Genomic DNA, 18,574 nt, shown 5'->3' on the forward strand with positions numbered 1-18,574 from the left:
GAATCCCCCGTGTTTCCGGTGAAGGCGCTCAGCGCGCCACACCCCATGAGACGACTGGGACCGCAGGCCTGTTCCGGAGAAAACGAGCAACCACGAAGATCTGCACATTTATGAATCGGGATTCCGAATCATCGCAGAATGGAAGATTCCACTCCTGTGCGGAATCCGAGACACGATCGGCGGTCAGGACGGTGCTCGACGAGACGCGGAACCGAAATGCGATTGCCGGGGGTCCGGACGCGCTGCCACGATGGCCGGCATGATCACTGCGGAGAACGCGGACTGCCTGATCGTGACGGGGATGCCGGGGGCCGGGAAGTCGACGGTGACGAGGCTCGTCGCCGAGCGCCTGCCGCGCTCCGCCCGGCTCGACGGCGACTTCGTCAGCAGGCTGGTCGTCGGCGGCCGCGTCGGGGCCCTGGGGGAGCCCGCCGACGAGGCGGCGCGGCAGGTGGACTTGTGCAACCGCAATCTGTGCACGCTGGCGAACAACTTCTCCGACGCCGGCTTCACGCCCGTGATCGACTGGGTGATCCCCGACCGCCGGCAGCTGGACTTCTTCCTCTCCCTCCTCCCGGCCCGACAGGTGTTGTTCGTCGTTCTCGCACCGGGCATCGAGGTCTGCCGGTACCGCAACACCCTCCGGGATCCACGCGAGCGGTTCTACTTCGACGGCTACGAAGACCTGGAAGCCGCCATGAAGCGCGAGCTCGGCGACGCCGGCTGGTGGTTCGACACCTCGGCCCTCACCCCCGAGGAGACCGCCGACCGGATCATCCGGGAGGCGCGCGCACGATGCGGGGGATCCAGCAGCTGAAGCCCGGCCGGTGGCCGCCGGACGGACTTGACACACGCAGATCCACTGCGTAGAGATGACAGCGCTGTCAGACAGGCGGGGCGGACCACAGGGAGACACCGATGACGCGAGGCGGAGCACAGGGCGGCAAGACCGCCGCGCCGCGCGCCGTGGACGTGGCACGGCTGGCCGGCGTCTCCCAGAAGACGGTCTCCCGGGTCTTCAACGGCGAACCGTACGTCTCCGCCGACGTACGCCGCCGGGTGCTCGACGCCGCGGAACAGCTCGGTTACCGGCTGAACAGCGCGGCCCGGGCCCTGGCCTCGGGCCGCACCCGCACCATCGGCGTCGTCACGCTCGGAACCGCCCTGTACGGGCCGGCCTCGCTGCTCATCGGCGTCGAGCGGGCCGCCCGGGACGCCGGCTACGCGCTCCGGGTGGTCAACACGCTGGAGGGCGACCCGGGCGGCGTCGCCGGCGCCGTCGAGTCGCTCCTCGAACAGGGCGTGGACGGCATCGTCGTCTCCGAGCCGATCGACGAGGGAGCGGCCGGTCTCGACGTCCACGTGCCGGTCCTCGTCCTCGGCGCGCCCGCGGCGTTCGGCGGCCCCCGGGCCGTGTCCGCAGGGGTCGGGGCGGAGCCGCTGGCCCGGGCGGCGACCGAGCACCTGCTGGACCTCGGGCATGCCACGGTCCATCACCTCGCCGGCCCGCAACGGTGGTTCGCCGCCCGGGACCGTCTGGAGGGCTGGCGTGCGGCGCTGTCGGCGCGCGGCAGGCGGCAGCCGCCCGTGCTCCGCGGCGACTGGTCGGCCGCGTCCGGCTGGGCGGCGGGCCGCGAGCTGGCGTCCAGGGGTGACTGCACCGCGGTCTTCGCCGCCAACGACGACATGGCCATCGGCGTGATCCGCGCGCTGACGGAGGCCGGGCTGCGCGTGCCGGACGACGTGAGCGTGGTCGGCTTCGACGACATCCCCGTCGCCGCCTACGTCACACCGCCGCTGACCACCGTGCGCCAGCCGTTCGACGCCGTGGCGAGGGAAGGGCTCCGGCTCCTGCTGCAGGCCGTCGAGAAACCGGACGCCGAGCCGGCGCCGGCGAACGATCCGCCGGTCGAACTCGTCGTCCGCGCCTCCACCGCACCTCCGACGGCTGCCGCGAGTTCGAGTCCCTCAAGGACACCGGGGTCCTCCTGACCGGCGCCACCGGGGAGCGCCACCGATCCCGCAGCGCGCGTCCGCCGACGGCTCGCAGGACCGCAAGCCGGTCCCGTGGCCCGGCCGGGCCGGTCACCCCGCACGAGGACGCTGAGCGCGTTGGCGAGCACGATGGCGGCGATGCTCGCCCACTCCGTCCGGCCCAGGTCCTGGCCGAGGCCGATCCAGCCCACCAGAGCGGCGAGCACGGGGTCGACGCTCATGAAGAGCCCGAACGCCTGGGGCGGCACGGTACGCAGGGTGAACAGGTCCGCCAGGTACGGCACGGCGGAGGACAGGACACCCGCGGCGACGGCACAGCCGACGGCCTGCGCGGTCGGCGGCTGCCGGAGGACGAGGAGACGCACGGCGTCGACGACTGGCTCACCGTGATCGCCACGGGCCGCTGCGTCGGCATGACCGCGGAGTCCACCGCCCATCAGTACCGGCGCCCCGGCATCGTCTACCGCCCGGTGCGCGACGCGGAACCCGTCGCCGTACGCCTCGCCTGGTGGCGGGACGATCCCCACCCGGCCGCCCAGTCGGCGATCGAACTGCTCACCGCGCTCTATCGCGACGGCTGACGCCAACGGCCCGCCCATCACGTCGATCTGGCGAGAATCGAAATCCGCTGGTACCACTCCGATAACATGCTCGAACAGATGATCAAACTGAAAAACTAACAAATCGGCAGAAGACTTGATATCTAAATCATCGCGGATATCCTCGCGCATAAGATGCAGAATCCCGCTCGTCGTCCGGCAACGGCCACGGGCGGTGCTGTGGAGCGCCGCGGGGGTGGTGACTCTCGGATTCCTCATCGCGCTGGAGATCACCGCCCGCCGCTACGGCCTGCCGGGGCCGATGGTCCATCAGGCGCAGGAAGTGATCGTCGCGCCCAAGTCGGGCTTCCTGCTGTACGCCAGCATGGCGTTGATGATGGTCGTGCTCGACTGGCGGCAGCGCTGGATCGCGGTCGGCGCCGCCGTCGGCATCGACGCGGTGTTCCTGCTGGTGCGGTGGGCGGTCGGTGCCGACCTGAACGGCGGACACCCCTTCGGCAACGGCGCGCTGTGGGTCATCCTCGGCGTCGCGGTGTTCGCCGTCACGCGCCGCACCGGCCGGGAACGCCTGTTGCTGCTGAAGGGCGTCGGGCTGGGCCTGCTGCTGGTGACCGGCCGCAAGACCGGCGACACCTGGCTGCTCATCACCTCGGAGACCCGGGTGACGGTGCTCGACCAGTACCTGGCGAACGCCGACCACGCACTGGGCAACCCGTCCTGGCTGGTGGGCCGGATGGTCAGGGCAACCGGCCCGGTCGGCGCCCATCTCCTCGACTACGTCTACGCCCAGCTCGCGGTGGCCGCGGTCGTCGTCGCGCTGTACCAGCTGCGGAACGTGGCGGTCGAACGCCGTTTCCCGGGCCACCACATCGTGCGCACCTTCCTGGTGATCGGCCTCCTCGGGCCGGGCATCTACATGATCTTCCCCGTGGTCGGGCCGATCTTCGCCTTCGGCGCCGACGGCGGGCACTGGGCGCTGGCCAACCTGTGGCCGGACACGCCCCCGTCGATCGCCACCCCGCACGCCATGCCGTTCGACGAGATCACCCCGCGCAACTGCATGCCCAGCCTGCACACGGCATGGGCCACCGCCATCTTCATCCACTCCCGCAAGGGCCCGCGGGCGCTGCGCTTCGCCGGCACGTTCTGGCTGATCGCCACGCTCACCGCGACCCTGGGATTCGGCTACCACTACGGCGTGGACCTCGTCGCCGGCGTCGTGTTCGCGTACACCATCGAGGCGGCCATGCGCATGCTCGACCGCGGCTGGGACCGGTCCGGGATCCAACTGGTCGCCTACGGCACCACCGTCTTCGCGGCGCTCCTGCTCTGCTACCGCTACGCGTCCCTGGAAATGGCCACGTACCCGTGGCTGTTCGGGCCGCTCCTCATCCTCGCGATGGCCTCCGTCGTCTACGGCTACCTGCGCACCACCCGGACATGGGAACCGGAAGCCGCGGCGGCGCAGCGCCCGTCGTCGCAGCCCGAACTGACGGCCGTCCCATAGGCCATCAGGCGATCCAGGTGGGCCACGGCCGCACCTCCCCGAGAGGGGCGCCCGACCGGTATCCCGCCGGTTCCGGCGCCCCTTTTCCGTGGCGCGCGGCCCCGCGTCATTCCTTCGGGTGGCTCTTTTGCTCCGGACGCGGAGAATGCCCTGGTAACTGGCACGATGGGTGATCTGGCGAAGGCCGGTCGTGATCAGGGGGCGCCGGCCGCACAGGAGGTTCCTCGTTGTCTCGTCGTCAGCTTCCCGCACAGCATGCCGGTGACCCCGCGCAGACCCCGGACCGCGCAGCCGATGCGCCGGTCGAGACCCTCCCCGTGACCGCGGGCCAGCGCGAGGTCTGGCTCGCCGAGCAGCACTCCCCGGACCTGGGCCCGGCCCTGCGCCTGGGGGAGTACCTGGACATCCGCGGACCCCTCGATCCGCACCTCTTCGAGGCGTCGCTGCGCCGGGTCGTGGCCGAGACCGACGCGTTACGGGTGCGGCCGGTGCCCGGCGAGGACGGCCCCGTGCAGCTGCTGGAGCGCCGGCTCGCCTGGTCCCTCCCGATCGTCGACGTCGGCGACGAACCCGACCCGGAGGCGGCCGCCCGCGCGTGGATCTCCGCCGATCTCGACCGGCCCATGGACCTGGCCCGTGGACCGCTGTTCAGCTACGCGCTGTTCCGCCTGGCACCGGATCCTCTTGATCTCCAGGAAGATCCCGTGCTCACCGCGGGCGTCCATCTGCGAGGTCGGCTCGTCCAGGATCAGCAGCGGCGTCCGGCGGTACAGGGCCCGCCCGCACACCAGGCGCTGCCACTGCCCGCCGGAGAGTTCCGCACCGCCCCACAACTCCTTGGCGAGCAGGGTGTCGAGCTGCTGGGGCAGCTTCTCGATCGCCTCCCGCATGCCGACGGCGTCGACGACGTCCCACACCGGCCCGTCGTCGAAGGTCTTCGGCTGCCCCAGCGTGATGTTCTCCCGGGTGCGCAGCGGCCAGCACGCGAAGTTCTGCGGGACGAGCGCGGTCCGCTTCCACACGGCGTCCGGGTCGGCCTGGGCGAGGTCGACGCCGTCCCACAGCACACGCCCCTTGTCGGCGAGGAGGATGCCGGTGATGAGCTTGGCGAGGGTGGACTTGCCCGAGCCGTTCTCGCCGACGATCGCCAGGATCTCCCCCCGGCGCAGGGTGAGCGACACGCCCGCGACGGCCGGCTCCTCCTTGCCCGGGTACTGGTACACGACCTCGTCCAGACGGATCTCGTCCACGCGCTCCGGAATGGTCGAACGCCCCCGCCGCGGGGCGCGTTCGGCGGCCATGTCGAGGAACGCCCGCATGTCCGCCAGGTAGAGCGAGGTGTGGAACATCGCCGCGCCGTGGATGACGAACTGGCCGAGCGCCCCGAGCGTGGTCTGCACGGCGACGACGGCGGTGGCGGCGACCGGCAGCGCGACCCGGCCGCCGGCCGCCAGCCAGGCGAGGGTGGCCCAGGTGCACAGCAGGAAGACCCCGCCCAGGGCGCTGGTCGTCAGGACGATGCGCAGCCGGCGCGGAGCGGCGGTGAGGGTGCGCCGGTCGATGCGGTCGGACAGCGCGCGGTACCAGTAGACGAGGTAGCCGGTCATGCCGTTGGCGCGGACCTCGTCGCCGAAGCGGGAGTAGGTGGCCCACCAGCGCATCATCGACCGCACATTGCGGTCGCCGACGTTGAGGTAGTGCGTCTCGTAGTCGACCCGCGCGGACAGCACGGCTCCGGCACCGGCCGGCAGGACGGCCAGGAGGAGCAGGGGCAGCATCAGCGGGTGCAGAGCGGTGATGACCCCGCTCGCGGCGATCATGCGGATCAGCGCGGACATGAACCGCTGGGCGTCCTGGACCATCAGCCGGGTGCGCGTGACACCCACCTCGGCGGCTTCCTGCCGGTCGGCGAAGCCGTCCTCGCCGTAGGCGGAGGTCTCCACCCGGCAGACGGCGGCGACCAGGGCGATGTCCGCCTCGGTCGTCAGCAGCGGGGTGATCCGGCCGTCGGCGTACGAGGACAGAGCACCGCTGACCCGGCCGACGGCCGCGGCCGCCGTCACCACGATCAGGGCGGGCAGCGCGCCGTGCAGACGTTCGGGAACGGAGCCGCCGCCGAGGACGTGCGTCATGGCCTCGGCGGTGAACGCGAGGACGACGGCAGCCGCGATGCCGGTGAGGAGCTGGCACACCAGAAGCAGCAGCACACCGCGCCGGTCGACGGCCCACGCCATCCGTGCGGTGTGCCCGAGCACCGACGGCAGACGCCGGCACATGGCGCCGAAACTGGCTCCTGCCAGCGGGTTCTCGCCGTGCTTCCCCCCGAAGGCGAGGGTCGCGGGCGGGGGAGGGGGTGGCGTCTTCTCGTCAGCGGTCGAGGCGTCGGTCACAGTCACCTGCGTCCCTCCTGGAGGTCCGTGCCGCGCCCGGACGGCCCGGCGGTGCACGGCCTAACGACACGGTGCCGGAATCGAACGCGGTCGATTCCGGACGTGCTGAGACCCTTGCCGCGCAAGGGACCGGCGGACGCGGCACCCTGCTGAGGCCGGTCCCGGGCACCGCGGGGTTGGCCGAATCGCGGATGCTCGAAACCGGTGGGGCGGATGAGGTTTCCCCGCCCTGCCGTTTGCCGTCTTCGCTGGTGGGGACCCGGGCGGGCATGAACGTGATGGCACGCCGCCGCCTGCTGCGGCAGAACCGGGTCCTGTGGCTGCTGGACCGCCTGGAGCGCGAGCCCAGGGCCGACGCGGTGATCGACACGCTGCGCAAGGGCGTGCGCGCCCTGCCGCTCGGGCGCGGCCGGGACCTGCTGCACGGCCGGTGGCTGGGGCATCCCGTGCACCCGCTGATGGTGCAGGTGCCGATCGGCAGCTGGCTGTCGGCGGCCGTCCTCGACCTGCGGCCCGGCCACTCCCGCGAGTCGGGCGTGCTGGTCGGCGTCGGGCTGGCCGCCGTCGCTCCCACGGCCCTGGCCGGCTGGGTCGACTGGGCCGACCTGCACCCCCAGCAGCAGCGCGTCGGGCTGGTGCACGCCCTGTCCAACACGGCGGCCGTCGGCCTCTACGCCGCCTCGCTCGCCAGCCGTGCCAGGGGACGCGAGACCGCGGGCCGGGCCTACGGCTTCCTGGGGCTCACGGCGGTGGGGATCGGCGGCCTGCTCGGCGGCCACCTGGCCTACCGGCAGGCCTCCGGCGCCAACCACGCCGAGGAGGTTCCGCACGTCGTCTCGGAGGGCTGGCACCGGATCGGAACCGTGGACGAGTTCCCGGCCGGGCAGCCGGTGCGGCGCAGCGTGGACGACGTGCCGGTGCTGGTCGTGCGCGAGAGCGGCGGGGAGATCCACGCGCTGGCCGAGCGGTGCAGCCACCTCGCGGGACCGCTCGCCGAGGGCACCGTCGCCGACGGATGCGTCCAGTGCCCGTGGCACGGCAGCGTCTTCCGTCTCTCCGACGGCTGGAACGTACGCGGCCCCGCCACCGCCCCGCAGCCCTCCTTCGACACCCGGATCACGGGCGGCGAGGTCGAGGTGCGCCTGCGCCACCAGGACGGGGGAGAGCGGGCGGGGAAGGGCCGGGACCTGGCCGGGCTGGGGAGCGGAACGGGATCTGGTGCTGCTCATGGACACGACGCCCGTGGCTGACAGCGGCCGGGCACGGCGGCTGCGCGGGCTGCTCCGGCGCACCGAGCGGAGCTACTCGGCCGGGCACGACCGGCCGCTGGGCGGCTATCTCGCGGCCCTGGCGGGCTTCGCGACGTTCACGGCGGCCTGGGGCACGGCGGTACGGCTGAGCGGGCGCCCGCTGCCCGAGCGGCCCGAGCCGTGGGACGTCGTGCTGACCTCGGTGGCCACCTTCCGGCTCAGCCGGCTGCTGAGCAAGGCAGCCGTGACCAGCCCGCTGCGCGCCCCCTTCACGCGGTACGCCGGCCCGCAGGGACCCGCCGAGCTCCACGAGGAGGCCCGGCCCGAGCAGGGCAGGCACACCGTCGGCGAACTCGCCACCTGCCCGTTCTGCATGAGCGTCTGGGTGGCGTCGGCGCTGACCGCCGGCCGGCTGCTCTGGCCCCGCGCGACACGCACCGCCATGGGCACGCTCACCGCCCTCGCCGGTGCGGACGCGCTGCAGCTGGCGTACGGGGCGCTGATGGACCGGACGACCCGCGACTGACCGCCGGCCCGGTGCCGGTCGGTGTTCTGCTCAGCCGCGGGTCGGCCTGCCGTCGGCCGAGGTGACCGTGACGGCGGTCGTGCGGCCGTCCGGGGCGATGCGGAGGACGGGGATGGCCTTGTCCCTGGGGGCGCCGTCGCTGCCGAGGGCGATCCAGCCGCTCGCGCCCGGCAGCGGACCCTTCTCCCGCAGCCGGGCGAGGGTCCGGTGGACGTCGGTGACCGTCGGATGCGGCACCGCGGGAGTCTCCCGGACCGCCCGGGCCGCCGTCAGCAGGGCGTCGTACATCATGACGGCCCGGCCGTCCTCCAGGTCGCCGTGCCCGAACGTGTCGGTGAACGTGCCGTCGCGGAAGGGCGCGGCGAGTTTCAGGTCGAAGGCCTGCGGTGTCGCCTCCCACGCGCGGGGGTGGGCGAGCCCGGTGTGGAGCAGGTCGATGCGCCCCTTGCCGAGCACGTCGGCCAGATCCCGCGCGCCGAAGCCGTTCGTGTGCCTGATCATCATGGTGTCGTCACCCGACATCACGGTGATCCTGTGGCCCTTGCACGACCGCGCGGCGAGGACCGTGAGGAGCCGCGGCAGCGTCGTGCCGCGGCCGGCGAAGTAGACGACGTCCGGCCGCACCGCGCACACATCCGCGAGCCGGGCGCGGAAGTCGCCCGCGCCGGACCGCGAGGAGTCGAACAGCGTCGGTTCCGCCCGGACGAGCCGGTCCGCCGGTATCCGGGCGCGGAACTGCTGGGCGAGGGTGCTCGTGTACTGGTCACCGGGGGCCACGTCCTGCACGAACAGGATCCGCGCGTCGGCGAGTTCACCGGCCGACAGATGCTGTACGGCGGCCGCCGCCTGGTCGGCGTTGGTGGGCGCGACGCGGGCCAGCCCGGGAACGGCGGCCCAGGAGTCGGCCGTGAGGACCGAGCCGAACGCGGGGAGGCCGCCCGCCGTCAGCTCCTCCACCATGTCCTGGCTGGAGGCGGTGCTGCCGCCCAGGCCGAGCGCCGCCACGATCCGCTGGGCGCGCCGGGCTCCGAGCACCTGCCCGACCGCGTGGTTGCGCTGCTCGGCGGTGCCGCCGGTGTGGCCGAACAGCAGCCGCACCGCGGCGCCGTCCTGCCGGACGCCGAGTCTGCCGTTGGTCCTGAGCTGGGCGAGGTGCGCGCCCTCCAGATCGCGCCGGACCGCCTCCATCGCGCCGCTGCCGTCGAACTCCTGGGTGATGGGCGTCAGGTACACCATCGACACGAACGGCCGCCCGCCCGGCTTCGCGGCGGCCGCGACGACCCGCCGGTTCTCCGCGGCGATCCGCTCCAGCACCGGTGAGACGGCCCCGCTCGACGAGGAACGCAGCCGCGCGGGTGACGCCTCCGCGTCCAGCAGACCCACGCACCTGCGCATCCGGCCCTCACCGAGGGCGGTCAGGCCCTCGGCGCAGGGCAGCGCGGCCGACGGCGTCGACGGGGGCACGTCACCCGCGAGGAACAGGGCGGTCAGCAGAGCCAGCGCGGCGGCCATCGCGCGCCCGGTCCGCCGGCGCGGCCGTGTGCGCACGCTGTCGGCCTCACCGAGGCCCTGCTCGGCCCCGGCCGCCAGGCGGAGCACGTCCTCCAGGCCGGGCCGCCGGGCGGGGTCCTTGGCCAGACAGCGCGACACCAGCGCGCGCAGCAGGCCGGGGACGCCGGTCAGGTCCGGCTCCTGGTGCACCACCGCGAAGGCGACCGCGATCGGCTCCAGGCCCGCCGCCTCGGGGTCCTCGAAGGGGCTCCGGCCCGACGCGGCGAAGGCCAGCACGCCACCGAGCGCGAACACGTCCGTCGCAGGGGAGACCGCCTGGGCCGCGATCAGCTGCTCGGGCGCCATGAAGGCCGGGGTGCCCACCATCGCGCCGCTGCGGGTCAGCGCACGGCTCTGGACGACGGAACGGGCGATGCCGAAGTCGATGACCCGGACGCCGTCGTCGGCGAGCAGGACGTTCGCCGGTTTCAGGTCCCGGTGCACGATCCCCTGCCGGTGGATGTCGCGCAGCGCCTCCGCCAGCTGCCCCGCCAGCCGGACCACGTCGGCCACGGGCAGCGGCCCGCCGGAGCGCACCCGGGCCTCCAGGGAGTCCCCGGCGACGTACTGGGTGGCCAGCCAGGGCGGGTCACCGTCCGGGTCGGCGTCCACCACGGGCGCCGTGAAGGCCCCGCTGACCTTGCGGGCCGCCGCCACCTCGCGCCGGAACCGGGCACGGAAGTGCGGCTCGTCCGCGTACTCCGGCCGGATCACCTTCAGCGCCACGCGCCGCCCGGCGGGGGTGCGCGCGAGGTACACCACTCCCATCCCGCCGGCGCCGAGGCGCCGTTCCACGGTGAACTCCCCGATCCGCCGCACCTCGCCAACGTAGCGGCGCCGACGGCTCCCGGTTCCCGCCTTCTCGGCGTCCGGCCCCGATCAGCACACCTTCAGGTGAAGCGGCACGGGCCGGCCGGTGCGAGGCCCGCGGCGCGTGTACGCCGTCCCGCGTGCGGCCGAGGAGACAACCGCTGCCGCGCCCTCCAGACTCGAAGGAGGAGCAAGCGTCTTCCGGTCGACCGGGTCTGCGAGGGCGGGCTGTGCATGATGTGCCGTTGTGGCTGTGGCTGGTGTTCGCCGTCACCGTGCTGGTGTCGCTGGCCGTCGATCTGCTGGCGCACCGGCAGGCCCACGTCATCGGATTCAAGGAGGCCGCCGCCTGGAGCGGGGTGTGGGTGGGGCTGGCGATCCTCTTCGGCGCCGTCGTCTTCCTCGTGGTGGGCACCACCGCCGGTGTCGAGTACACCACCGCGTGGCTGCTGGAGAAGAGCCTGTCGGTGGACAACCTCTTCGTCTTCGCCCTGATCTTCGGCTACTTCCGGGTGCCCCGCGCCTACCAGCACCGGGTGCTCTTCCTCGGGGTCCTCGGCGCCCTCGTCTTCCGGGGGCTCTTCCTCGCCGCCGGGGTGGCGGTGGTCAGCCGCTTCACCGCCGTCCTGTTCGTCTTCGCCGCCATCCTCTTCTACAGCACGTACAAGATCCTCAAGGAGGAGGACGAGAGCTTCGACCCCGGCAAGAGCATCGCCGTACGCCTGCTGCGCAAGGTCATCCCCGTACGGGACGAGTACGCCGGCACCCACTTCTTCGTACGGGAGGCCGGCAGACGCGTCGCCACCCCGCTGCTCGCCGTGGTCGCCGCGATCGAGGCCGCCGACCTCGTCTTCGCCGTGGACAGCGTGCCCGCGGTGCTGGCCGTCAGCAGTGACGCCTTCATCGTCTACACCAGCAACGCCTTCGCCATCCTCGGCCTGCGGGCGCTGTACTTCATGCTCGCCGGCCTGCTGGACCGCTTCCACTACCTCAGCAAGGGCCTCGCGCTGATCCTGTCCTTCATCGGCGTCAAGCTCATCCTGCAGGCGTCCCACGAGATCATCAGCTCCGACGTGCCCGAGATCCCCTCGCCGATCAGCCTCGCCGTCATCGCCACGGTCCTGGCCGTCTCCATCGCGCTCAGCATGCTGCGCCCGCCGTCAAAGGACTCCCAAATACCCCTAAAGCAGGATTAAAATAGCGGCCATGAGCAGCGAGAAGGAGCGGAGAGCGGCCTCCCGTCCCCGGTACGTCTGCCGCTCGTGCAAGCAGCCGGTGGACGCCGTGATGGAACGGCACAAGACCATGGGCGTCTTCGTCCCCGTCTGGGTCGCGGGCCCCTGCCACAACCAGCGGTGCGAGCACTACGTACCGGAACGGGTGCCGGTCACGTCGGTGCGCGGCGCGACCTGGCAGCACCTCACCGGCTGGAAGCACGACTGACCACGGCTTCGCCTACGGGTGGAGCGTTGCCTCGCCGGTGACGTGGATCCCGGTCCGCCGGCCGGGTCCGACGGGCAGTGGTCCCGTGACGCGGACGTCCACCGGGGTGTCGAGGCCCTCGACGGTCACGGTGACCTTGGCGTCGTGGCCGTAGAAGCAGACGTCGGTCACCGTGGCCCGCACCGCCGCCCCGGCGTCGGTCAGCCGCAGTTGCTCGGGGCGCAGCACCAGCGTGCCGGTGCGTCCCGGGTCGGCCGGTGCGGTCAACGCCACGGTGCCCAGCGGGGTGGTGGCCGTGGCACCGCCGTCGCCGACCGTGCCGGGCAGGAGGACGGCGTCGCCGACGAAACCGGCGACCCAGGGATCGGCCGGGCGCCGGTACAGATCCTGCGGGGTGTCGCACTGGGCGATGCGGCCCTGCCGTACGACGGCGACGACGTCGGCGGTGGAGAGCGCCTCCTGCTGGTCGTGGGTGACCAGCAGCGCCGTGGCCCCGGTCGCCCGCAGCGCGGCCCGGACATCCGCCCGGATCCCGGCGCGCAGCGCGCTGTCGAGGGCGTTGAACGGTTCGTCGAGCAGGACGAGCCCGGGGCGTGGGGCGAGGGCCCTGGCCAGTGCGACGCGCTGCTGCTGTCCCCCCGACAGCTCGTGGGGCATGCGGTCGCCGTATCCGGAGAGCCCGACGAGGTCGAGCATCTCCTCCGTCCTGCGGCGCCGCTCGTCCCGGTCCGTCCCCGTCAGCCCGAAGGCGACGTTGCGGGCCACGCTCAGATGCGGGAAGAGCGCACCCTCCTGCGGCACGATCCCGATGCGACGCCGCTCCGGCGGCAGTTGGACCCCTGGGCCGACGAGGGTGCGTCCGCCCAGCGCGACCGTGCCCGCGTCGGCGCGCAGGAACCCGGCGACGACGCGCAGCAGGGTGGTCTTGCCGCAGCCCGAGGGTCCGAGCACGGCGGCCAGCGCCCCGCCCGGCACGGTGAGGTCCAGGCCGCGCAGGACCGGGGCTTCGGGCCCGTAGGACTTGGCCAGCCCTTCGACGCGCAGGTCGTTGTGGCGGTCGTTCATGTGCGGTGCCTGCCCAGGAGGTAGGAGGGGACGGCGGCGAGGACGATGAGCGCGGCGGCGTAGGGCGCGGCGGCCGCGAAGGACCCCGCTCCGGTCTCGGTCCACAGCCGCGTGGCCAGGGTGTCCATGCCGGTGGGGCGCAACAGCAGCGTGGCCGGCAGTTCCTTCATGCAGACCACGAAGGTCAGTGCGGCGCCGGCCGCCACACCCGGCGCGGCCAGCGGCACGGTCACCTCGCGCAGCACACGCAGGGGCGACCTGCCCAAGGAGCGGGCCACGTCCTCCAGTACGGGCGGTGCCTGAAGGACGGCGGCCCGGGTCGCGGCCACCGCGACCGGCAGGAACAGCACGACGTAGGCGCCGATGAGCAGGGGGAGCCGCTGGTAGAGGGGGTAGGCGTAGCGCACCGCGAAGAAGACCAGGGACAGCGCGACGGTGATGCCGGGCAGGGCGTGGCCCGCGTAGGCGGCCTGTTCCAGCAGCCGCGGGCCGCGCCCCCGGTACCGCGCGGCGATCACCCCGACGGGCAGCGCCAGGAGCGTGGTCAGGGCGGCGCCGGCCGCGGCGACCCCGAGCGTCGCCCAGGCGGCCCCGGCGAGCGTGGCGAGGTCCCACGTCGCCGAACTGCCGACGGCCAGCCAGTAGCCGAGGGTCCCCAGCGGAAAGGCCACGGCGACGGCCACCACCGCCGCGCACCAGGCGAGGGCGGGGATCCGCAGGCGGCCCAGTGGCAGCCGGACGGCCGGGCGGGCCGTGCCGCCGCCCGTCCTGGAGTGCCCGGCGCGTCCCCGGGTGCGGGCCTCGGCGGCGACCAGCGTCACCGTCATCACCACCAGCACGACACTCAGCGCGGCGGCCGGGGTGCGGTCGAAGGAGGCGCGGTAGGAGGTGTGGATGGCCCGGGTGAACGTGTCGTACCGCATCAGCGACACCGCGCCGAAGTCGGAGAGCACGTACAGGGCGACGAGCAGCGCGCCGCCCGCGGCGGCCGGGCGCACCTGCGGGAGCGTCACGCGCAGGAACGTCCGCACGGGGCCGTGGCCGAGGGAACGGGCGGCCTCCTCCTGCGCCGGGTCGATGCCGCGCAGCGCGGCGGCGACCGGCAGATGGACGTAGGGGAAGCTGACCAGGGTGAGGGCGAGCGCGGCCCCCGTGAAGCCGCCGCTCTCCGGTACGGCGGCCAGCCAGGCGAACGCGGCGACGTAACTGGGCACGGCCAGCGGCAGGGTGGCCAGCACCGACCACGCGCGCGCTCCCGGCAGGTCGGTCCGCACGGTCAGCCAGGCCAGGGAGACGCCGAGGACCAGGCACGCCGCCACGACCGCCGCCGTCAGGCCGAGACTGCGGGCGAGGAGGTGCAGGGTGCGTTCGTCGGCGACGACCTCCCAGGCGTAGCCCGGGCCGCGTTCGAGGGCGCGGACAGCGAGGTAGCCGAGGGGCAGCAGGGCGAACAGAGCGGCGACGCAGGCCGGGACGAGCAGGACCGGAGAGGGTCTGCGGCCGGGGCCGGCGGGCGTCCCGAGCGCGGGGCGGAAGCGCCGGCGCCCGGCGGGAGCGGGCGCTCCGGCCGGGCGGGCCGCGGATTCCGTCGGGGTCACGTCGGGCTCACGGTGTCCGTCGGGCTCATGTCCTCAGACCAGTCCGACGTCCTGGAGCATGGCCAGCGTCTCCTGGAGGGAGTCGAGCTTGCCGAGGTCGATGTCGGGGGACTGGAGGGAGTCGAACGGCGGCAGGCCCTCGACGTCGCTGGTGACACCCGCGGCCAGCGGGTACTCCTTGGTCTTGTCGGCGAAGTAGGTCTGCGCCTCCTCGGACAGCAGGTAGTCGACGGCCTTCTGGGCGGTCCCGGCCTGGTCGCTGTCCTTGAGGATGCCGACGCCGGCCACATTGATCAGTGCGCCGGGGTCCTTGCCGGGCAGGAAGTTGAGCTTGGCGTTGACCTCGTCCTCGCCCTTCTCGGCGACCCGCTCGTACCAGTAGTAGTGGTTGACCAGGCCGAGTTCGACCTCGCCGGACTCCACGGCGTCGAGGGTGGCGAGGTTGTTGGCGTAGGTCCTGCCGTTGGCCTTCAGGCCCTTGAGCCACTCGCGGGTGGCGTCGTCGCCCTCCAGGACGCGCATGCCGGTGACGAACGCCTGGAAGGAGGCGTTGGTCGGGGCGAAGCCGACCTTGCCCTTCCACTCGGGCCGGACCACGTCGTGGACGCTGTCCGGGGCCTCGTCCTCGGCGACCTTGTCCGGGTTGTAGGCGATGACGCGGACGCGTCCGGACAGGCCCACCCAGTCGCCCGCACCCCCGCGGTACGCCTCGTCGACCGCGTCGAGGCTGGAGGAGGGCAGCTTGGCCAGCATGCCCTCCTTGGACAGGGCACCGAGGGCACCGGCGTCCTGCGAGAAGAACAGCCCCGCCTTGGTGCGCTCCCCCTCCTCCAGGAGCTGCGCGGCGAGTTCGGCGCTGTCGCCGTAGCGCACCTCGACCTTGGCGCCGACGGCCTTCTCCAGCTTGTCGAGGATCGGCTTGACGAGCTTCTCGTTGCGGCCGGAGTAGATGACGAGGGCGGAGTCGCCGGCCTCCGGGGAACCGCCCTTGTCGTTCCCGGAGCCGCAGGCGGCGAGGACGGGGAGGAGCAGGCCGGCCGTGACGAGCGCGGTGATCCGGCGAGCCGAGGGGCGTCGCATGTGGTGTGCCTTCCTGCGTGGCTCGCCGGTACGCCGCGGGTCGCGTCGTCGGGCGGCGAGCGGCGAAGCGATGCTTTCCAGCCAACTGTGAACATGCTATGAATAAGGTAAAGCTTGCCTAACCGTCAAGGTGCCTGTGTTCAGTGCGGACGCTGCCGCAGAAAGGTCATGCGCCCGTGATCGACCCTTCCCGGCCCCTCTCTGCCCAGTTCACCGCGCACATGGCACCCACCGCACCGGTCACGTTCCCGCCACCGCCCGTACGGCGGCGAGGAGTTCCGTTCGCGCGTCACCTCGCGTCCCACGGCGACCGCACCGCAATGATCACGCCATCGGGCGAGGTCACCTACCGCGCGCTCGCCGAACGCGTCGCCGCCACCGCCGAACGCCTCGGCCCCACACGCCGCCTGGTCCTGCTGGCCGGGGCCAACCGGGCCGAGGCCCTGGTCGTCCACCTCGCCGCTCTCGTAGCCGGCCACCCGGTCCTGCTCGTCCCCGGCGACAGCGACGGCACCGTCGACGCCCTGACCGCCGCCTACGACCCGGACGTCGTCGCGCGGCCGGACGGCCACGGCGCCTGCCCGCTCGACGAACGCCGACGCGAGAGCGCCCACACCCTCCACCCGGATCTCGCGCTGCTGCTCAGCACCTCCGGATCGACCGGCTCACCCAAACTGGTCCGGCTCTCCCACGACAACCTCCAGGCCAACGCCGAGTCCATCGCCACCTACCTGGGCATCTCCGCGGCCGACCGCGCGGCCACCACCCTCCCCATGCACTACTGCTACGGCCTGTCCGTCATCCACAGTCACCTGCTGCGCGGAGCCGGGCTGCTGCTCACCGAACGGTCGGTGTCCGACGCCGCCTTCTGGGACGAGTTCCGCGCCGCCCGCGGCACCTCCCTCGCCGGCGTGCCGTACACCTTCGACCTGCTCGACCGGGTCGGCTTCGAACAGATGCGGCTGCCCCACCTGCGGTACGTGACGCAGGCGGGAGGCCGCCTGCCCCCCGAACGGGTCGCCCGGTACGCCGAGTCGGGCCGCCGCGCGGGCTGGGAGCTGTTCGTCATGTACGGGCAGACCGAGGCGACGGCCCGCATGGCGTACCTCCCCCCGGCGCTCGCGGCGGAGCGCCCGCAGGCCGTCGGCGTGCCGATCCCCGGCGGCTCCTTCCGCATCAGCCCGGTGGACGGCATCGACGAGCCGGGCGTCGGCGAACTGGTCTACTCGGGACCCAACGTCATGCTCGGCTACGCCGAGAGCCCGGCCGACCTGGCCCTCGGGCGCACGATGGAGGAGCTGCACACCGGGGACATCGCCCGCCGCGCGCCCGACGGGCTGTACGAGATCGTGGGGCGCCGCAGCCGGTTCACCAAGATCCTGGGACTACGCATAGACCCGCAGCGCGTCGAGGCGATCCTGGACGCACACGGCGTCCCCGCCCTGTGCGCCGGGGACGACGACGCGCTGGCCGTGCTCGCGGCCCCCACCGACGGCGTCGACGCGACGGGGATCCGGCGTCTGGTGGCCGACGGCTGCGGTCTCCCGCCCCACGCGATACGCGTGCGGACGGTGCCCGAACTCCCGCGGCTCGCCACGGGCAAACCCGACTACGCGGCCGTACGACGGCAGGCGCGCGAGGCACAGGTGCCGCTGCCCGACACCGGCACCGACGACCTCCGCTCCCTCTACGCCCTGATTCTCGACCGCGCCGACGTCACCGGGGACAGCAGCTTCGTGAGCCTGGGCGGCGACTCCCTCTCCTACGTCGAGATGTCGCTGCGGCTGGAGCAGGCACTGGGCACGCTGCCCCCCGACTGGCACACCACGCCGATCCGGGAGCTGCGCCGCCACGCCGCGGCGCGGCACCCGGCCGGGAGCGCCGGGCCGCGGCGCGGGCTCCGGCACGACCTGGAGACCGGCATCGCCCTGCGGGCGATCGGCATCGTCCTCATCGTCAGCTCGCACATCCCCGTCCTCACCGTCCAGGGAGGCGCCCATGTCCTGCTCGGTGTCGCCGGGTTCAACTTCGCCCGCTTCCAGCTCTCCGCGCACGAGCGCCGGGAGCGCCTGCGCAGACTGTGGCGCGGCATCGCCCGCATCGCGCTACCGAGCGTGGTGTGGCTGGCCTTCATGCTGCTGCTCACCAGCGACTACGACCCGGCCAACCTCGTGCTGGCCAACAGCCTCTTCGCACAGGACGGTTCCGACCCGGAGTGGCGTTACTGGTTCGTCGAGGCGCTGGTCTACTTCCTGAGCGCACTGGCGGTCCTGCTGGCGATCCCGCTGCTCGACCGCGCGGAACGGCGCAGCCCCTTCGGCTTCGCCCTGGCACTGGTGGCCCTGGGGCTCGTCGGGCGGTACGACCCCTGGAACCTCGCCCACGTCCGCTACCACCTCAGCCCCACCGTCGTGTTCTTCCTGTTCGCCCTGGGCTGGGCGGCCGCACGGGCCCGCACAGCGGGGCAGCGGCTGCTGCTGACCGGCGTCCTGGCGGCCGCCCTGCCGGGGCTGTTCCCCGACGGGCAGACCCTGCGCACCGCGATCGTCGTGGGCGGACTGGCCCTGCTGATGTGGGTCCCGTCCCTGCCGGGCCTCCGTCCGCTCAACCGGCTCGCGGGCATCCTGGCGGGCAGCTCGCTGTACATCTACCTGACGCACTTCCACGTCTACCCGCACCTGCGGGACCACTCCCCGGCGCTGGCCCTGCTGGCCTCCCTCGTCTTCGGTGTGGCGTACGGCGCGGTGGCGACGCGCCTGACGAGCAGGCTCCTTTCCCGTCGTCGGCGCCCGGGGTGAG

The 18,574-nt window shown here is 73.0% G+C and carries 13 protein-coding genes and 4 pseudogenes; 10 read left to right on the forward strand and 7 right to left on the reverse strand.

The window, feature by feature from the left end; all coding sequences use genetic code 11:
- Positions 1-259 precede the first annotated feature (259 nt).
- Together ABZ948_RS00905 and ABZ948_RS00910 are read left to right on the forward strand one after the other, a co-directional pair.
- Entirely contained in the window at positions 260-817 is a 558-nt protein-coding gene (locus ABZ948_RS00905) for an AAA family ATPase (RefSeq protein WP_359756046.1), read from the forward strand.
- 101 nt (positions 818-918) lie between these two features.
- Positions 919-1,992 carry a LacI family DNA-binding transcriptional regulator gene (locus ABZ948_RS00910; RefSeq protein ID WP_359756047.1) on the forward strand — a complete coding sequence of 358 codons (1,074 nt, stop codon included), beginning with the start codon at positions 919-921 and terminating at the stop codon, positions 1,990-1,992.
- 98 nt (positions 1,993-2,090) lie between these two features.
- Here ABZ948_RS00910 and ABZ948_RS00915 read toward each other — a convergent pair.
- A pseudogene (locus tag ABZ948_RS00915) lies at positions 2,091-2,351 on the reverse strand (EamA family transporter); the annotation flags it as partial.
- Here ABZ948_RS00915 and ABZ948_RS00920 point away from each other — a divergent pair.
- Together ABZ948_RS00920 and ABZ948_RS00925 are read left to right on the forward strand one after the other, a co-directional pair.
- A pseudogene (locus ABZ948_RS00920) lies at positions 2,340-2,576 on the forward strand (LysR family transcriptional regulator); the annotation flags it as partial. The pseudogenes ABZ948_RS00915 and ABZ948_RS00920 sit on opposite strands and share 12 nt — an antisense overlap.
- A 160-nt stretch (positions 2,577-2,736) precedes the next feature.
- Entirely contained in the window at positions 2,737-4,062 is a 1,326-nt protein-coding gene (locus ABZ948_RS00925; protein WP_435857442.1) for a phosphatase PAP2 family protein, read from the forward strand.
- Positions 4,063-4,256: 194 nt separating this feature from the next.
- Here the strand turns inward: ABZ948_RS00925 and ABZ948_RS00930 are convergent, their stop codons facing one another.
- Positions 4,257-4,490, reverse strand: a complete 234-nt coding sequence (locus tag ABZ948_RS00930) for a hypothetical protein (protein ID WP_359756051.1) — start codon at positions 4,488-4,490, stop codon at positions 4,257-4,259.
- On the opposite strand from ABZ948_RS00930, the pseudogene ABZ948_RS00935 reads away from it, so the two are divergent.
- Positions 4,380-4,679, forward strand: a pseudogene (locus ABZ948_RS00935) (hypothetical protein); the annotation flags it as partial. The gene ABZ948_RS00930 and the pseudogene ABZ948_RS00935 overlap by 111 nt on opposite strands.
- A gap of 60 nt (positions 4,680-4,739) precedes the next feature.
- On the opposite strand, the pseudogene ABZ948_RS00940 reads toward ABZ948_RS00935, so the two are convergent.
- Positions 4,740-6,452 (reverse strand): annotated as a pseudogene (locus ABZ948_RS00940) (ATP-binding cassette domain-containing protein); the annotation flags it as partial.
- A gap of 269 nt (positions 6,453-6,721) precedes the next feature.
- Between ABZ948_RS00940 and ABZ948_RS00945 the strand changes: the two are divergent.
- Together ABZ948_RS00945 and ABZ948_RS00950 are read left to right on the forward strand one after the other, a co-directional pair.
- The gene (locus tag ABZ948_RS00945) at positions 6,722-7,702 is read left to right on the forward strand and encodes a Rieske (2Fe-2S) protein (RefSeq protein WP_359756052.1); all 981 of its coding nucleotides are present in this window, start codon (positions 6,722-6,724) and stop codon (positions 7,700-7,702) included.
- Positions 7,680-8,228, forward strand: coding sequence for a DUF1360 domain-containing protein (locus ABZ948_RS00950; protein ID WP_359756053.1), 549 nt, complete (start codon positions 7,680-7,682; stop codon positions 8,226-8,228). Before ABZ948_RS00945 ends, ABZ948_RS00950 begins: the two co-directional genes overlap by 23 nt.
- Positions 8,229-8,258: 30 nt before the next feature.
- Here ABZ948_RS00950 and ABZ948_RS00955 read toward each other — a convergent pair whose 3' ends face one another.
- The gene (locus ABZ948_RS00955) at positions 8,259-10,598 is read right to left on the reverse strand and encodes a bifunctional serine/threonine-protein kinase/ABC transporter substrate-binding protein (protein ID WP_359756055.1); all 2,340 of its coding nucleotides are present in this window, start codon (positions 10,596-10,598) and stop codon (positions 8,259-8,261) included.
- A 221-nt stretch (positions 10,599-10,819) separates the two neighbouring features.
- Here ABZ948_RS00955 and ABZ948_RS00960 point away from each other — a divergent pair, with 221 nt between their 5' ends.
- Positions 10,820-11,785, forward strand: coding sequence for a TerC family protein (locus ABZ948_RS00960; RefSeq protein WP_359756056.1), 966 nt, complete (start codon positions 10,820-10,822; stop codon positions 11,783-11,785).
- 10 nt (positions 11,786-11,795) lie between these two features.
- Positions 11,796-12,032 carry a hypothetical protein gene (locus ABZ948_RS00965; protein WP_359756057.1) on the forward strand — a complete coding sequence of 79 codons (237 nt, stop codon included), beginning with the start codon at positions 11,796-11,798 and terminating at the stop codon, positions 12,030-12,032.
- 12 nt (positions 12,033-12,044) lie between these two features.
- Here ABZ948_RS00965 and ABZ948_RS00970 read toward each other — a convergent pair whose 3' ends face one another.
- Genes ABZ948_RS00970 through ABZ948_RS00980 form a run of 3 tightly spaced genes read right to left on the reverse strand, consistent with a single transcriptional unit; the run spans position 12,045 to position 15,775 of the window.
- Positions 12,045-13,097, reverse strand: a complete 1,053-nt coding sequence (locus tag ABZ948_RS00970; protein WP_359756059.1) for an ABC transporter ATP-binding protein — start codon at positions 13,095-13,097, stop codon at positions 12,045-12,047.
- The gene (locus tag ABZ948_RS00975) at positions 13,094-14,695 is read right to left on the reverse strand and encodes an ABC transporter permease (RefSeq protein ID WP_359756061.1); all 1,602 of its coding nucleotides are present in this window, start codon (positions 14,693-14,695) and stop codon (positions 13,094-13,096) included. Before ABZ948_RS00975 ends, ABZ948_RS00970 begins: the two co-directional genes overlap by 4 nt.
- 33 nt (positions 14,696-14,728) lie before the next feature.
- On the reverse strand, positions 14,729-15,775 hold the full coding sequence (locus ABZ948_RS00980) for an iron ABC transporter substrate-binding protein (RefSeq protein ID WP_359756062.1): 1,047 nt from the start codon (positions 15,773-15,775) through the stop codon (positions 14,729-14,731).
- Positions 15,776-15,996: 221 nt separating this feature from the next.
- On the opposite strand from ABZ948_RS00980, the gene ABZ948_RS00985 reads away from it, so the two are divergent.
- Positions 15,997-18,573: an AMP-binding protein gene (locus ABZ948_RS00985; protein ID WP_435857439.1), complete on the forward strand. Its 2,577-nt coding sequence runs from the start codon at positions 15,997-15,999 to the stop codon at positions 18,571-18,573.
- The last annotated feature ends 1 nt before the right edge of the window (position 18,574 follow it).

It is taken from the genome of Streptomyces olindensis, from assembly GCF_040645895.1.
Taxonomy (GTDB): domain Bacteria; phylum Actinomycetota; class Actinomycetes; order Streptomycetales; family Streptomycetaceae; genus Streptomyces; species Streptomyces olindensis.

Coding starts and splice junctions, on each gene's coding strand:
- ABZ948_RS00980 (WP_359756062.1), bottom strand. CDS start 15,775: ATGCGACGCCCCTCGGCTCGCCGGATCACCGCGCTCGTCACGGCCGGC.
- ABZ948_RS00965 (WP_359756057.1), top strand. CDS start 11,796: ATGAGCAGCGAGAAGGAGCGGAGAGCGGCCTCCCGTCCCCGGTACGTC.
- ABZ948_RS00970 (WP_359756059.1), bottom strand. CDS start 13,097: ATGAACGACCGCCACAACGACCTGCGCGTCGAAGGGCTGGCCAAGTCC.
- ABZ948_RS00985 (WP_435857439.1), top strand. CDS start 15,997: ATGGCACCCACCGCACCGGTCACGTTCCCGCCACCGCCCGTACGGCGG.
- ABZ948_RS00905 (WP_359756046.1), top strand. CDS start 260: ATGATCACTGCGGAGAACGCGGACTGCCTGATCGTGACGGGGATGCCG.
- ABZ948_RS00945 (WP_359756052.1), top strand. CDS start 6,722: ATGAACGTGATGGCACGCCGCCGCCTGCTGCGGCAGAACCGGGTCCTG.
- ABZ948_RS00950 (WP_359756053.1), top strand. CDS start 7,680: ATGGACACGACGCCCGTGGCTGACAGCGGCCGGGCACGGCGGCTGCGC.
- ABZ948_RS00910 (WP_359756047.1), top strand. CDS start 919: ATGACGCGAGGCGGAGCACAGGGCGGCAAGACCGCCGCGCCGCGCGCC.